We start from the raw sequence: 15,547 nt of genomic DNA, 5'->3' as shown, positions 1-15,547 counted from the left end.
TTATCATGAACACTCGCACTTAATCCATTCGCCTAAAAAATAGTCACTGCACGTTTGTGTATGGCGTTAACCTCACAGATGCGTTAGCGTAAATACCTGTCTTTCTCAGGTATTGCCCCTATGACTGCCACGATTACTCTCCCTAAAATCATGCAAATCGGTGCAGGGGCCATCAACGCTCTGCCCGCAACACTCGAGCAGCTTGGCTGTCAATTTCCATGCATTATTACAGACGCCAATATGGTAACCCTTGGCTATACCGATAAGATCACTGACTTACTAAACGCGCAAAACATAGACTACGGGCTATTTAGCAAAACCATGGCTGAACCAAGTGAGGATTCTATCTTGCCGGCGGTCGATTTAGTTCGTCAGGGCAAATACGATTGCTTACTGGCATTAGGAGGTGGCAGTGCCATAGATACCGCCAAGGCAATTGCGTTATTAGCTAGCCACGGAGGCAGCATGCGTGATTATAAAATGCCACGCCCTGTTAATGAGCGTAGCATGCCAGTCATTGCCATTCCTACCACAGCAGGTACGGGCTCAGAAGCGACTCAAGCGACCATTATTACCGATGCCAGCACAGACGAGAAAATGCTGTGCATGGGCCCTGGGTTGATGCCCATGGCAGCCATAGTTGATTACGAGTTAACCCTAAGTTTACCTCTGCGTATTGCGGCTGACACCGGCATTGACGCCCTGACTCACGCAATCGAAGCCTATGTGAGTCGCAAAGCCAATTTGTTCAGCGACCAACAAGCCATCGCTGCAATGAAGTTAATTGGGCGCAACCTACTGCGTACCTGCCAAGATGCGACAGACCTAGCCGCCCGTGAAGCGGTTATGCTCGGGGCTACATTGGCAGGTATCGCCTTCTCAAACGCCTCTGTTGCCCTAGTGCATGGTATGAGCCGCCCGTTAGGTGTGCATTTTCATGTACCCCATGGGTTAAGCAACGCTATGTTGCTCCCTACTATCACTGAATACTCTATTAGCAGTGCACCCACACGCTACGCACAGTGCGCTATGTATATGGGACTGGTCGATAATATAACGGATGAAAATCAGGCACACCAAGCGCTGCTGAACCAATTAAAGCGAATCAATCAAACTCTCTGCGTACCCACGTTAGCCGAGTTTGGAGTGGATAAAGGGGTATTCTTTAGCACCTTGCCCCTCATGGCAGAACAAGCGCTGGCCTCCGGCTCGCCGAACAACAACCCTCGCTTGGCCAGTAAAGATGAGATCGTAACCTTGTATAAAACCGCTTGGGATAGTAAATAGGTACCTGTGGCCACCTTAATCGTTAGAAAATACGCAATAAAAAAGGAGCTCAGGCTCCCTTTTTATTTAATAGCTACATCCCTAAGACTAAGATCTATGCGTGGGCGTGTTTAGCTTTTACGTTAAGCCTCAACGTTCGCGGCTTCCACCTCTTGGGCGATTTGGCTTAATGCTTGCTCAAACACAGACGCAGGCTGGCCACCACTGATGAGATGCTTGTTATTCACAATCACAGCAGGCACAGAGCTAATGCCATTAGACTGGTATAAATGCTGAGCTTCACGTACCTCTTGGGTGTACTTACCCGAGGTTAAAATATCTTGTGCAATTGCTTTATCCAGCCCAACACGCTCCACTACCGCGAGTAACTGCTCGTGGTTACTCGGGTCACCACTTTCTTTAAAGTACAAATCAAACAGGGCTAATTTTAGTTCGGTTTGTTTGCCCACTTCTTCCGCCCAGTGCAATAGTCTGTGAGCATCGAAGGTATTATAAATACGGCCACCGCCACGGTTGCCAAATTCGTAACCCACATCTAGGCCGCGCTGCTTGATCATTTCGCGGTTCTGCTCACTTTGCTCAACACTGATGCCGTATTTTTCGGTGATATGCTCAACAATCTCTTGGCCCTCTGGGGGCATATTCGGATTGAGCTCGAACGGCTGCCAACTGATATCCGCTGCAACTTTACCGTCAAGTTTACCTAAGGCTTCATCTAAGGCTTTATAACCGATAATGCACCAAGGACACGATACGTCAGACACGATATCTATTTTAAGGGGGGTAGCCATAATTAACTCCTAATTGCGCCGGCAAGTCACACTAGCGTGATGCCGATTGATAGTTAGTACATTGGCCTTACACCGCCAATATTCAAGCGTAATACATAAAAACACACACTTTGCCCAACTCGATTTGAAAAACCTTCGCGGGCCAACCAAGCGAGAGGGCGTTATCCCTAAGCGAATTTCACGCTAAATCGAAAGGCACTCAGCAGAAAGACCGCGCTAAATGAAAAAACAATGCACTTTTGGTAAAAAAATACGAATTTTTTTACAAATTAACTTGAGATAATTTCCCCTAGCCCCATTTATGACCGCAGAACAAATTTCTGAGCAAAGTAAATAACCTTGCTCATTTTAACCGTCCGAGCAATCGGCAACTTAAACCTTTATTAACATTGGAATTTTCAGGAGATTTGAAAATGGCAATTCGTCCTTTAAACGATCGCGTTATCGTTAAGCGTCACGAACAAGAAAGCAAATCTGCAGGCGGCATCGTTTTAACGGGCTCAGCAGCAGAAAAATCAACTCGCGGTGAAGTTATCGCTGTCGGCAATGGTCGCACACTTGATAACGGCGAAGTGAAAGCTGTTGACGTTAAAATCGGCGACATCGTTATTTTTAACGACGGTTACGGCGTGAAAACAGAGAAGCTAGATGGCGAAGAAGTATTGATTCTTAGCGAAAACGATATCCTAGCAGTAGTCGAATAACCCACCGTTTACCCAATTTAGAGGAATTAATATCATGGCAGCAAAAGAAGTACGTTTTTCTGACGACGCTCGCGTAAAAATGCTAGCAGGCGTTAACATTCTAGCTAACGCAGTAAAAGTTACCCTAGGTCCTAAAGGCCGTAACGTAGTATTAGACAAGTCATTCGGCGCACCTACTATCACTAAAGATGGTGTATCAGTAGCCAAAGAAATCGAATTAGAAGATAAATTCGAAAACATGGGCGCACAAATGGTGAAAGAAGTTGCTTCTAAAGCCAATGACGAAGCTGGTGACGGAACCACTACTGCAACGGTACTTGCACAGTCTATCGTGACTGAAGGCTTGAAAGCGGTAGCAGCGGGCATGAACCCAATGGATCTTAAGCGCGGTATCGACAAAGCAGTGATCGCTGCAGTTGAACAGCTTAAAGCCCTTTCTGTTCCATGTGCAGACAGCAAAGCGATTGCCCAAGTAGGTACTATCTCTGCTAACTCTGACACTGAAGTAGGCGACCTTATCGCTGAAGCAATGGACAAAGTAGGCAAAGAAGGCGTTATCACAGTTGAAGAAGGCCAATCTCTACAAAACGAACTAGAAGTTGTAGAAGGTATGCAGTTCGACCGTGGTTACTTATCTCCTTACTTCATGAACAACCAAGAAAACGGCACTGTAGAACTAGACAGCCCGTTCATCCTATTGGTTGACAAAAAAGTATCTAACATTCGTGAATTACTACCGACTCTTGAAGCAGTTGCAAAAGCCTCTAAGCCTTTGTTAATCATCGCTGAAGACGTTGAAGGTGAAGCACTTGCTACGCTAGTTGTGAACAACATGCGCGGTATCGTTAAAGTGGCAGCGGTTAAAGCACCTGGTTTCGGCGACCGTCGTAAAGCCATGCTTCAAGATCTTGCCACCTTAACAGGCGGTACTGTGATTTCTGAAGAAATCGGTCTAGAGCTTGAAAAAGTAACTCTTGAAGACCTAGGTACAGCGAAGCGCGTTGTTATCAACAAAGACAACACCACAGTAGTTGACGGTGCTGGCGAAGAAGACGCGATCCAAGGCCGTGTTGCTCAAATACGTGCTCAAATCGAAGAATCAAGCTCAGACTACGACAAAGAGAAACTTCAAGAGCGTCTAGCGAAACTAGCTGGCGGTGTTGCGGTTATCAAAGTTGGCGCAGCCACTGAAGTTGAAATGAAAGAGAAGAAAGACCGCGTTGAAGATGCACTACACGCTACTCGCGCTGCGGTTGAAGAAGGCGTAGTTGCCGGTGGTGGTGTTGCACTAGTACGTGCAGCGTCTAAGATTGTTGACCTTCAAGGCGACAACGAAGACCAAACACACGGCATTAAATTGCTACTTCGTGCAATGGAATCTCCAATGCGTCAAATCGCTGCTAACGCCGGTGCAGAAGCATCAGTTGTGACTAACGCTGTTAAAAACGGCGCTGACAACTACGGCTACAACGCTGGTAACGACACTTACGGCGATATGCTAGAGATGGGTATTCTTGACCCAACTAAAGTAACGCGTTCAGCACTACAGTTCGCAGCATCAATCGCAAGCTTGATGATCACAACTGAAGCGATGATCGCTGAAGCACCTAAAGATGATGCACCTGCAATGCCTGATATGGGCGGCATGGGTGGTATGGGTGGAATGGGCGGCATGATGTAATCATCCCATTATGATTTCATAAGATTTCACAACCATTCAAAAAGCCGGTAAAGCTTTGCTTTATCGGCTTTTTTTGTTTATCTCTGCTAATTAAGATTTCATATTTTTGCTTATTACCTCATAAGATAGGTGGTATAAGGTGGGGTATTTTGTTTTCTTGGTGTTTGAAATTTAGGTTGTAAGTCCCTAAGATACCCCAATGAAAATAATAAAAGTGCGCCTATAATGCCTCTTACAGCTTCTCAAGTAAAAAGTTTAAAATGTCCAGAAGACCGATCTCAAATAAAAAAATCAGATGGTAATGGACTGTTTCTATTGGTAAAAAATAACGGTTCAAAATTATGGAGGTTTAGGTACAAGTATGCGTTAAAACACCAAGAGATGGCGCTTGGAAAATACCCCTTAATTGGCCTTGCTGACGCAAGAATAGCTGCTGAGCAAGCACGTATCCTGTTGAGCCAAGGAATTAACCCCATGGCTGAGAGGCAGGAACGAAAGAAAAAAAATAGTGCTGAAGACACAACGTTCAAAGCCGTAGCTATGAAATGGTGGGAGCAGCAGAGAGAATCGTGGACAACAGATTCAGCCAACCGAGTGAAACGTTGGATAACGGTAGATTCGAAAGAGATTGGTGAAATCGCTATTGACGAAGTTGATGCGGGACACATAACTGAACTCATGTTATCTATTGAAGCGAAAGGGACTCCTAAAAAGGCACCTAATGTGCTGTCTACGATTAACAGAGTTTATGGTTATGCTCTTGCGCATAGATTGACAAGGCACAATCCAGCTCAAGGTTTACCGTTGAGGGATATATTAAAACCCCTTCCTAAGACACAAAATAGAGCGGCTATTATCACCCCAGAGCAACTAGCACCGTTAATAGTAGCAATTGATACAGATGAATCTGGGAACTATTGTACCGTAGAAGCGCTAAAACTCATTCCGAGGCTTTTTCTTAGACCGAAAGAGATTAGATTCTTACAGTGGTCCTATATCGATTTTGATGAGAAGCTTATTAGAATTCCCGCCGAAGATATGAAAAGAGGCCGTGAACATTTAGTTCCTCTAGCAACTCAAGTTATCGAACAACTGAAAAAAATAAGGTCTATTACAGGGTACTCGAAATTCGTTTTTCCTAACGATAGAGATCACACCAAGCCTATTAGTAAGAATGTCATGACAAATAGGTTACGCTCTCTGGGCTACCCTGCCGATATCATGTCTGCTCATGGCTTTCGGAGTACAGCTTCAACTCTTCTTCATGAAAAAGGCTGGGAACACGATGTTATAGAAACACAGTTAGCTCATTTAACAGGTTCAGCGACATCCAGAGCTTATAATCGCTCGATGTATTTACGCGAGCGCAGAAAAATGATGCAAAGCTGGGCTGATTATTTGGAAGACTTGAAGGGATATCAGCTCTAGGTTACCACATGGATTTATCAAGGTCTTAGTGAGAAATGACACTTAATTAACCTCGACACTTAAGCCGAGAGAAGGGCTTCCCTAATTAATAAGGTGGTGATCATACCAGTTATTGCTTTGTCTTAATTCTTCGGACTCTTAGGTCAATAGCCCTCACACTTAACGAATACTGCGTACTTAGGATTATTCCAAGTTTAAGTAAAGCTCACGTATTTTTCGTAAATCATTTCTTATTGTTCTCTCGCTAACACCTAATTTTTTTGCCAAGAATAGATGATTGTCCTCTCCGTTACTCAAGATCTGGGCCTCCATCAACCGAATAAGTTCACATTGTCGAACTGTGAGTTTTTCTGAAATTTCCTCGTAGATTTTGTCGATATCCCTTTTTTCGTCTTCCGCATGGTAGATTTCATTAAGCATAACAATCGCTTCCATATCGACTCTGTCAGCATTTTCTCGGTGGTCTGTACTTTCGAAAGAGTTACTAACAAGCTTTTTTGAAGATGCTCTAATCTTTTCACTTTTTGATACGGATTCAGGATTTCTATTTCTTATACTCTTTGTTTTTTTGCTTTTGGTGGCCTTTACTGAAATATCTCTAATTAAATTCAACAGAGAATGCCTATCATGAAAATCCATTCCTTTTTCCAGTTTGCCTAATAGTCTAATCCAAACTTCGTTTCTAATATCCTCAATAACATTTTTGTAACCAGACAGCATTTTCTTATGAATACCGCTTTTCCCGCTTTCCATTTCTTCTTTGCAAATTTTATAGATAAGTTTTTCATACTTTTTAACTATTTCAGCAAAAGCCAACTTATCGCCGTTTTTAAACCTATTATACAGCTCTAAATCTTCACTCTTTTCCAATTTTAAATACTCCTAAGTTAGAGACTACAAGTGGTCTTAAGTAGCACAGCCCCAGTGTATCAAAAAATTCCTTTTCCATGTTATTGCCGAATTCTGCAAACAGCTAGATGCATGTTTGTAGCGGAATCGTGAATACCAGTTTGGCGACCCAAAAAAGTTAACAAATTTTTTGCCGGATTCCGGAAAGAGCTAGATACATGTTTAAAGCGGAATCATGAATATCAGATTGGCGGCTCAAAAAGTTAATTAATTTTTTGCCGGATTCTGCAAACGGCTAGATACATGTTTGTAGCGGAATCATGAATATCAGACTGGCGGCTCAAAAAGTTAATTAATTTTTGCCGGATTCTGCAAACGGCTAGATACATGTTTGTAGCGGAATCATGAATATCAGATTGGCGGCTCAAAAAGTTAATTAATTTTTTGCCGGATTCTGCAAACGGCTAGATACATGTTTGTAACAGGAATACGAATCGCACTTCAGGCTATGAAAAGAATGTGTGCAATTAACAAGTATTCAGACAGTTGGAAGGTGAGAGTACTCAATATGAAGTGTCAGAGAAAACCTAATAACTATGAACTACTTCGAGCTAAAGAGGTTTGCGCACTGCTTAAAATCAGCAGTACAACCCTTTGGCGTTGGCGAAGGTTGGGAGTAATCCCAGAACCTATTCCGTTAGGGCCGCGGTTAATTTATTGGCCCAAATCTGTAATTGAACAATTCATCGACGTTTAAAAAGGAGTCCTATGATGAAAAACGTATTAACTCAAAACCAGCTAAAAAATGTGAGCGATATATTTAAATTACTGTCGTTTGGTAAGCGTGACCTAGATTCGCTGATCATTACCTATGAAGAAAGCAACCTTAAATATACTCACATGTTCGAATATATAAATGTCTGTGACGCTATTGCCTCTATCTTGTATATCGGCTCACTTAAAAAATGGGATTCATGCAATTCCCCGATGGATATTCAGCTAAAAATAGTCTGTTTCTTTTTAGGGGTATCTATTACAAAAATCCAAATAGATGAAGTAAAACAGACGTATATGTTTTTGCACCGACATGGAAAGTTTCCGCACAAGGTTTATGAAAATGAACTAACGGGAATCATTTTAGCTTGTGAGGAATACATGCAAGAAACAAGTGGAAATCGAGGCCAAAAAACAAAGGTCTCAATTCACTAAAAATTCCTTCAAACCCCACGCATCTCAGATGAATTCGCACAGCCCCTCGAATTCGTCTGTATGCCCCTAAACACTTAGCTTACAAGGCAAGTCGGTGGAACGAATCGATTCACCTATTGGACTGCCTTTGAGCTCGCGTAAGTATTCATGATTTCGGAGATTACAGGTGGATAAACCTTTTGCTAAATGTATAACAGCTCGTTTCACAATTAAAGATTATATGACACTTCAGCACATGGCTGAAGATGAGGGATGCAGTATTGCAGAAGTTTTGAGAAGTCTACTTCATAACTACAAAAGACACACTAGCTTAACACAATTGTTGCTAAGGATGGAGCAGCGCCAAAAATCAGATTACTTCAACACTTTGTGTGCAGTGCTTAATTTGTCTGATGAAGAGATCAAAAAGACAAAAGAGACATTAAAGCTTAAAGGAGTAAAGCTATGATTAGTTCTACTCCTCCTTCACACAGTCGCCAAAACTGGGCTTTCATTGTTAGTGTTTCAAGTGTTATCTGGATTAGCAGTTTTTTACTGAGCTTAACTTTTGTTTGGAACTGGATTGGAGACTTAACTCCTATCAAGCAGCATGCAGCGTATTGGGTATCACCAATCAAAGCGCTTTTTGTCGATGTTGGAAAGCAAAACTGGTCTGAGTATTGGGCCTTTGTTGATAAAAATGATCTGTGGCTAGAACTTACTTTTTATTTTCTATTTGCTCTTTCAGTTGCAACATTTACTGCGTATTTAATTATTAAACACTTATATGTTGATGGTGGACAGAGTTCTTATTTCCATGTAAATGGGCCCCAGCTTTTTCAGTTCAAAACAGCATTGCAGCATGCGTTAAGAAAGGCAAAAGAGGAAGCATCACCACTTGGACTAAAGCTTCATCCCAAACTTCAAATTTCAAAGCGTCGAGAATCGGGCAACGTTTTAGTACTTGGTAATCAAGGCACTGGAAAAACTGTTTTCATTCTCTCTCTAATTGAGCAGGTCATAAAAAGAGGGGAGCGAGTTTTTATATATGACGAAAAGCGCGAATTCACAGCACAGTTTTTTGATGAAGCAACAACTGTACTAATTGCTCCGTGGGACAAAAGAGGGACACCGTGGAACATTCAAGCTGACGCCCACAATGCGGTTTTAGCAAAGCTAATCGCCGATCAGCTTATTCCTGACTCTAAAGACCCTCTATGGAGCGAGGGAGCACGTTCAATTTTTGCAGGCATGATAACCATATTGAATCGAACCAAAGAGCAGTGGGGGTGGGTTGAGCTTGCAAACATGATGCTTTTAAACGAATCAAAGTTGAGGGGCTTACTTGGTGAGTATTACCCACGTGCACAGCGCTTCATAGTAGAAGAAAGCAAAACTACACAATCATTTTTTGCGCAATTAGATGGTTCATTAGGATGGATTCATACCCTCGCAGAAGCTTGGCCCAAGGCTTTCGAAAACGGATTTTCGATGAAGGAGTGGGTAGAAGATCCTAATTCAAACAAACCAATTATTATCGTTCAAGCCGACAAACGATATAAGGATATTGGTGCGCCAGTTGCGAATACACTTATTCGATTAATGACTAGCCATATACTATCCCAAACTAATTGTTCAAGCAGAGAGCTATGGTTATTTATCGATGAGCTAGCAAACTTGCCAAAAAACGAGGCGCTTGGCGAATGGATGAGTTTAGGGAGATCTAAGGGGTGTCGTATATGTGGTGGAACTCAGTCAATTTCGCAACTCAAAGAAATCTACTCTGACAATGGTGCAGACACCCTACTGAATATGTTTACCATATTTGCGTCAATGCGTTTAGGGGCCGCAGGAGAGACAGCTCCTTATACCGCTAAAGTGTTTGGAGAACGTGTTGTCGAGCGGCGAACGTCCAGTGCTGGGCCAACGGGCAATGCATCTCAAAACTGGCACGGTGAAACAGTTCCAATTGTTAGAGCATCCGATCTTGTTCATTTACCGCAACCAGATTCAAAAGGTGTAGTTGGTTACATTCTTATACCCGGCTATAAAGCGGTATATAAGTTACGTTGGCCCTATCCCAAAATTCCTATGCTGAGTGAAGAACATTGTCCAGCGAATTGGGTTAACAACCATAAAAGTCAAAGCATTGAGAAGGCTGGCTCAACCGTAGGCATAAGTAGGCTTGAAAGTGTAAAAAATAAGAGGGCAAAATCATGATGAGTCCTAGCCAAATTTACAACATTTCATACTATGAGCCGAATCATAAAGAAGACTATTACAGCAAGGAGAGTGAGCCCCAAGGGAAATGGATAGGGCGAGGTTCAAAATGTTTAAAACTTGGTCGATTCGTCGAGCAAGATGACTATAGAAAAATCTTTAATGGATTTGATCAACAGGGCAACCCTTTGTCTGGTGGTGCAGGGAAAAACCACCGACATGGTTGGGATTTGACGTTTTCAGCACCAAAATCAGTCTCAATTCTATGGGCTGGTGAGTCTGAGGAAATGCAGCATAAGATTGAAAATGCACAGCAGCAAGCTGTAGAAGAAGCTTTTGACTTTATACAAGATAAAGTTGCTAGAACGAGGCGCGGGCATGATGGATTAGTTCACGAAGAGATTGTGGGCTTGATTGGTGCCACATTTCAACACTGCTCTTCTCGTGCCCTAGATCCACAAATCCATACACATTGTTTAGTAGCCAACATTGCGCCAAGAACCGATTTAAGTTGGGGGACTCTTGAGTCTAAATACTTTTACTCTTGGCAAAAAGCCATTGGTGCGATTTATCGTTCGTCGCTATCACGATACCTACAAGAATTAGGCTATGAAATCGAAGAAGTTGCTGAAAGAGAGCATTTTGAAGTGCAAGGTATCGACAACAAAATAAGCGAACATTTCTCAAAACGAAAACAAGCAATATTGGCAGAAATGAAGTCGTTGGGAGTTGAAAAAGCAGCATCGAAAGCTGGTGATTTTATAGCTCTAAACACGCGAGATAAGAAACAGAATATCGGTCGAAGTGAATTACTGGAAACTTGGAAAACCGAGCTTTCCTCACTTGAGTATAGCTCCGAGTATTTTTCATCACTACGGAATAATTACAGCGTATGCGTTGCTGAGCCACTGCCTTTGCAACATATATTAGCTGAATTAGTTGCAAAGAATTCAGTATTTAGATTAGAGGATATTTATGCAGTAGTCGCTAAAGAGGCGCAGTACAGATATGTTCCATACAGTTGCATAGAAGACACAGTAAGCGAACTATTAAACAGTACTGAATTAGTTCTATTAGAGAACCATAGGACGAATGAGAAACTTTATACAACGCAAAGCATGCTTCAAGCTGAAAGGGATTTAATAATTATTGCTACTCGACTGAATGCAAAGCAGACCTACAGATTAAATAAAGATGACATTGCAAACGCTATCGAGACACAAGAGGGGTGTCTGGGCTTTAAATTATCTGAAGAGCAAACCGATGCAATTCATGCAGTTTGCCAATCTGGTTTAGACATCGTTCAGGGCAAGGCTGGCGCTGGTAAATCTATTGCTATGAGTTCTATGAGGTTAGCTTACGAGAGGAGCAATATTAAAGTTCGTGGGGCTACGGTGTCTCGGAAAGCATCACTTCAGCTTGAAAATGACACTGGAATAAAGAGCTCAACGATTACTAGTCTGTTAGGAGAACTCCAAAGAACACCAAGTAGATTTGCCGATACCGTCATATTGATTGATGAGGCAGGGCAGATAGGGTTACTTGATTTGTTAAAACTCATGAGGTTAGTTGATACGGTAAACGCAAAATTGGTTTTACTGGGCGAGCAAGAACAGACTGACGCCATCGAGCACGGTGGAAGTTTGAGGTATTTATCCGATAAGTTTGGATGTAAAAGGTTGAATACAATTCGGAGACAAAACGAGGCTTGGGCCCGTGAAGCTGTTAATCAGCTAAGAAATGGTAAAGCTAAAGTAGCTTTAAAAGAGTTTCATTCCAGAGGCCTATTGAACATCGAAGTTAATAAGGAAGCAGCTCAAATAAAGTTAGTAGATAAATGGCAATCGTATGTCGAGTCGAATCCTACAAAAGAATCCATGATTATGACCCAGAGCTGGAGAGAAGCTATCTCTGTAAGCGAATTAATCCGAGAGCGGTATAAGGAAAAGGGCGTTTTAGGTGCTGAGGACTTTACGGTTGAATGCGTGATATCCAATAGAACAGTACCTTTTACTTTTGCAAAAGGAGAGCGTATACGTTTTACGAAAAACGACTATGCGAGAAACTTCACCAATGGTGCTTTAGGGACAGTCACAGATATCGAACGAGTGAATGACGATATTTACTTTTCAATTGTATTGGATAATGGAGACAAAACGCGCTTTAAAAAGTCAGAATACTCAGATGAACATGGTCGCCTCTATTTAGCCCAAGCATATGTTAGTACTGTGTATAGTAGCCAAGGTGCGACTATCGACGGTGATACATTTTTGCTATACACCACGCGAATGGATAGAGCGTTGAGTTATGTAGCCGGCTCTAGACACAAGGACAAATGTCATTGGTTCGTAAATCGAGAAGAAGTTGAAAGCTTGGTTTCAGACCGAACTAATGCGCTACAGGAAGAACAAATAATGAGCTTAATGGCTAAGAATATGGATATAGATCGCAAAAACTCGTTGGCCATAGAGTATTTAGAGGCCCAAGAGGAAGAGTATTTAAGTACTAATTTTGTAACCAGTGAAATGGCTCGGTAAATTTAGATAGTCAATGCAAGCAAAGAATGTTTGCAGATAGCAAAATATCTAGTTCTGCGGTATTGTTTTGTCATTAAAAACAATGGAGTGTTTGTCAGTGGCAAAACCCGCAAATAAAAAACAAAAATCTTTTGAAGAATCACTTTGGGACTCGGCGAACAAGCTGCGTGGCAGCGTTGAGTCTTCTGAGTACAAGCATATTGTCTTAAGCTTAATATTTCTTAAGTTTGTTAGTGATACTTTTGAGCACCACAGACAGAAGCTTATACAAAATAATCAAGAAAAGTACGTAGATCTTGTACAAGCCTATACAAAAGAAAATGTCTTTTATCTCCCTGAAAAGAGCCGTTGGAGCTTTGTTCAGCAAAACGCTAAACAAGAAGACATCGCCCTAAAGATCGATACAGCCTTAAGCACCATCGAGAAAACCAACAAAGCACTGCAAGGTGCACTGCCTGATAACTATTTCTCCCGTCTTGGTTTGGATGTCAGTAAGCTATCTGCACTGATCGATGTGATTAACAATATCGACACCTTAGCCAATCCGCACGAAGATGTGGTAGGCAGAGTCTACGAATATTTCTTATCTAAATTTGCGATTGCAGAAGGTAAGGGTAAAGGCGAATTCTACACGCCGAAGAGCATTGTGAATCTAATCGCGGAATTAATTGAACCTTACAGCGGTAAAATCTACGACCCTTGTTGTGGTTCTGGTGGTATGTTTGTTCAGTCAATGAAGTTCATTGAAAATCACAAAGGTAACAAAAAAGATATTTCTGTTTATGGTCAAGAATACACAGGTGCAACCTACAAACTTGCAAAAATGAACCTAGCAATCCGAGGCATTTCTGCCAACCTTGGTGCAGCCGCAAAAGATACTTTTGCCAATGATCAGCACGAAACGCTGAAAGCCGATTTCATTATGGCTAATCCTCCGTTTAACCAGAAAGATTGGCGCGCGTCTGATGAGCTTACAGATGATCATCGTTGGGACGGTTACGAAACACCATCAACCAGCAATGCCAACTATGGTTGGATTTTGCATATGGTTTCAAAGTTATCTGAAAATGGCATCGCTGGATTTGTTCTTTCTAATGGAGCACTTTCAGGTGGAGCGACTGAGAGGGCGATAAGAGCAAAATTAGTAGAAAATAACTTGGTAGAAGCCATCATTATATTACCGGGTAGTATGTTCTACACGACTGATATCAGCGTATCTATATGGATAATTAATAAAAACAAAAGAGCGCATACAGTTGCTTACGAAGATGTGACGAAGCACTACAGAGATCGTGAAGAAGAAATTCTGTTTATGGATTTACGTCAACGTGGCGAACCGTTTGAGAAGAAGTTTATTCAGTTCTCTGAGCAAGATATTACAGACTTTGCTAATACACTTCACACTTGGCAGCAAGTAGGAGCTGAGAGTGATTACTCTGATATCCCCGAATACTGCTATTCGGCTAAAAAAGCTGAAATTGCCGCCAAGGACTACTCTCTTGTTCCTAGTAAATACATTCATTTTTTCAATAGAGATGAGAACATCGATTTTGATGAAAAAATGACGGAGCTTAAATCTGATATGACTGAGCTTTTGGTTAAGGAATCAGAATATAAACTTGATTTGTTAAACGTATTTAAAGAGTTAGGTTATGAAATCAAACTATAAGAGGCTTGGTGACTATATAGTCCAAAAAGGCCTACCTAACAAAGCGTTAAAATATAATAATTTACTGGGCATAAACAACGCTAAGTACTTTGTAAAAGCTAAGACAAACTTAAATGGTATCGACCTGTCCAAATATAGGATTGTGGAGAAAAACCAGTTTGCTTTTAATCGAGCAACGACACGAAATGGAGATAAGATCTCTATAGCGCTTAGGGATGGTGATACGTGTATTGTATCTCCGTCATACCGAATTTTTGAGGTCAAGGATGCGAATAAACTAGATCCTCAGTACTTAATGATGTGGTTTAGACGACCTGAGTTTGACCGTTATGCACGATTTAAGAGTCACGGCAGCGCTCACGAGTTTTTTGATTATGATGAGATGTGTGAAGTTGAGCTACCAGTCCCATCTATCGAGAAGCAGCGTGAAATCGTGCGTGAATACAATGTGGTGAATGACCGTATTGCACTTAACAAGCAACTAACTCAAAAGCTAGAAGATACCGCTCAAGCTATTTACAAACAGTGGTTTGTTGATTTTTCTATACCTGATGAATCAGTTGCTTTGGTTGAAACAAAAAACATTGACTTTCCTCTAGTACCAAAGGACTGGGCTCTTAAGCGCATTGATGAGCTGGCATCTAAAATTGGCAGCGGTTCAACGCCAAGAGGTGGTAAAGGGGCATACAAATCCCAAGGTATTTCTCTTATTCGTAGTATGAATGTACACGATTATCAGTTTGTGTACGAAGATCTTGCATTCATTGATGATGTTCAAGCTAAAAAGCTGGCAAATGTAGAAATTGAACCTAGAGATGTACTTATCAATATTACGGGGGTTTCTGTTGCTCGCTGTTGCGTTGTGCCAAATTCGGTTTTACCCGCCAGAGTAAACCAACACGTGATGATAATTCGACCAAACTTAGAGATGTCCTATTACTTGCAGTGTGCCTTAGCTAGTTCGAACTATAAGTCTAGATTATTAGGGACCAGTGAAGGTGCTTCTACTCGACAAGCTCTAACAAAGGCAGATATTGAAGAGTTTTTGGTTTTAGTTCCATCTGAAGGTGTGCTTGCCAAGTTTGAGGGTATCGCTGAGGTCATCTTTTCAAAGATTGAAGCCCTAGCCCAAACTTCGCAAAAACTGAAAGAGCTAAGATCAATTATTTTAAGTAAATTAGCAACGAATTGAA

13 protein-coding genes are annotated in these 15,547 nt (G+C 41.7%); 11 read left to right on the top strand and 2 right to left on the bottom strand.

The window, feature by feature from the left end; genetic code table 11:
• Positions 1-120 precede the first annotated feature (120 nt).
• Positions 121-1,287, top strand: a complete 1,167-nt coding sequence (locus FX988_RS15650) for an iron-containing alcohol dehydrogenase (protein WP_160181058.1) — start codon at positions 121-123, stop codon at positions 1,285-1,287.
• A gap of 122 nt (positions 1,288-1,409) precedes the next feature.
• Here FX988_RS15650 and FX988_RS15645 read toward each other — a convergent pair whose 3' ends face one another.
• On the bottom strand, positions 1,410-2,078 hold the full coding sequence (locus FX988_RS15645) for a DsbA family oxidoreductase (RefSeq protein ID WP_160181057.1): 669 nt from the start codon (positions 2,076-2,078) through the stop codon (positions 1,410-1,412).
• 413 nt (positions 2,079-2,491) lie between these two features.
• Between FX988_RS15645 and FX988_RS15640 the strand changes: the two genes are divergently transcribed.
• The 3 genes from FX988_RS15640 (at position 2,492) to FX988_RS15630 (ending at position 5,891) form a co-directional block, all read left to right on the top strand.
• On the top strand, positions 2,492-2,782 hold the full coding sequence (locus FX988_RS15640) for a co-chaperone GroES (RefSeq protein WP_006991724.1): 291 nt from the start codon (positions 2,492-2,494) through the stop codon (positions 2,780-2,782).
• 34 nt (positions 2,783-2,816) lie between these two features.
• Positions 2,817-4,463 carry a chaperonin GroEL gene (gene groL, locus FX988_RS15635; RefSeq protein ID WP_160181056.1) on the top strand — a complete coding sequence of 549 codons (1,647 nt, stop codon included), beginning with the start codon at positions 2,817-2,819 and terminating at the stop codon, positions 4,461-4,463.
• Positions 4,464-4,688: 225 nt separating this feature from the next.
• Positions 4,689-5,891, top strand: coding sequence for a tyrosine-type recombinase/integrase (locus FX988_RS15630; RefSeq protein ID WP_160181055.1), 1,203 nt, complete (start codon positions 4,689-4,691; stop codon positions 5,889-5,891).
• Between the two features lie 183 nt (positions 5,892-6,074).
• On the opposite strand, the gene FX988_RS15625 is transcribed toward FX988_RS15630, so the two are convergent.
• Entirely contained in the window at positions 6,075-6,761 is a 687-nt protein-coding gene (locus FX988_RS15625; RefSeq protein ID WP_160182206.1) for an RNA polymerase sigma factor, read from the bottom strand.
• A 451-nt stretch (positions 6,762-7,212) separates the two neighbouring features.
• Between FX988_RS15625 and FX988_RS21895 the strand changes: the two genes are divergently transcribed.
• From FX988_RS21895 to FX988_RS15590, 7 genes are all read left to right on the top strand, one after another.
• Positions 7,213-7,497 (top strand): helix-turn-helix transcriptional regulator, encoded by a 285-nt coding sequence (locus FX988_RS21895; protein ID WP_368361402.1) that lies wholly within the window; start codon positions 7,213-7,215, stop codon positions 7,495-7,497.
• An 11-nt stretch (positions 7,498-7,508) separates the two neighbouring features.
• Positions 7,509-7,949 carry a hypothetical protein gene (locus FX988_RS15615; RefSeq protein WP_160181053.1) on the top strand — a complete coding sequence of 147 codons (441 nt, stop codon included), beginning with the start codon at positions 7,509-7,511 and terminating at the stop codon, positions 7,947-7,949.
• Between the two features lie 166 nt (positions 7,950-8,115).
• Positions 8,116-8,397: a hypothetical protein gene (locus FX988_RS15610; protein ID WP_160181052.1), complete on the top strand. Its 282-nt coding sequence runs from the start codon at positions 8,116-8,118 to the stop codon at positions 8,395-8,397.
• On the top strand, positions 8,394-10,148 hold the full coding sequence (locus FX988_RS15605; protein WP_160181051.1) for a type IV secretion system DNA-binding domain-containing protein: 1,755 nt from the start codon (positions 8,394-8,396) through the stop codon (positions 10,146-10,148). Before FX988_RS15610 ends, FX988_RS15605 begins: the two co-directional genes overlap by 4 nt.
• Complete coding sequence (gene mobF / locus FX988_RS15600) at positions 10,145-12,685, top strand: MobF family relaxase (protein ID WP_160181050.1); 2,541 nt, start codon at positions 10,145-10,147, stop codon at positions 12,683-12,685. The genes FX988_RS15605 and mobF overlap by 4 nt, the downstream gene beginning before the upstream one ends.
• Before the next feature lie 82 nt (positions 12,686-12,767).
• Positions 12,768-14,354, top strand: coding sequence for a type I restriction-modification system subunit M (locus FX988_RS15595; RefSeq protein ID WP_160182205.1), 1,587 nt, complete (start codon positions 12,768-12,770; stop codon positions 14,352-14,354).
• Positions 14,338-15,546: a restriction endonuclease subunit S gene (locus FX988_RS15590; protein ID WP_160181049.1), complete on the top strand. Its 1,209-nt coding sequence runs from the start codon at positions 14,338-14,340 to the stop codon at positions 15,544-15,546. Before FX988_RS15595 ends, FX988_RS15590 begins: the two co-directional genes overlap by 17 nt.
• The last annotated feature ends 1 nt before the right edge of the window (position 15,547 follow it).

The organism is Paraglaciecola mesophila (assembly GCF_009906955.1).
Taxonomy (GTDB): domain Bacteria; phylum Pseudomonadota; class Gammaproteobacteria; order Enterobacterales; family Alteromonadaceae; genus Paraglaciecola; species Paraglaciecola mesophila_A.
The sequence above is the reverse complement of the archived record's forward strand: the minus strand, read 5'-3'. Positions and strand labels throughout refer to the sequence as shown.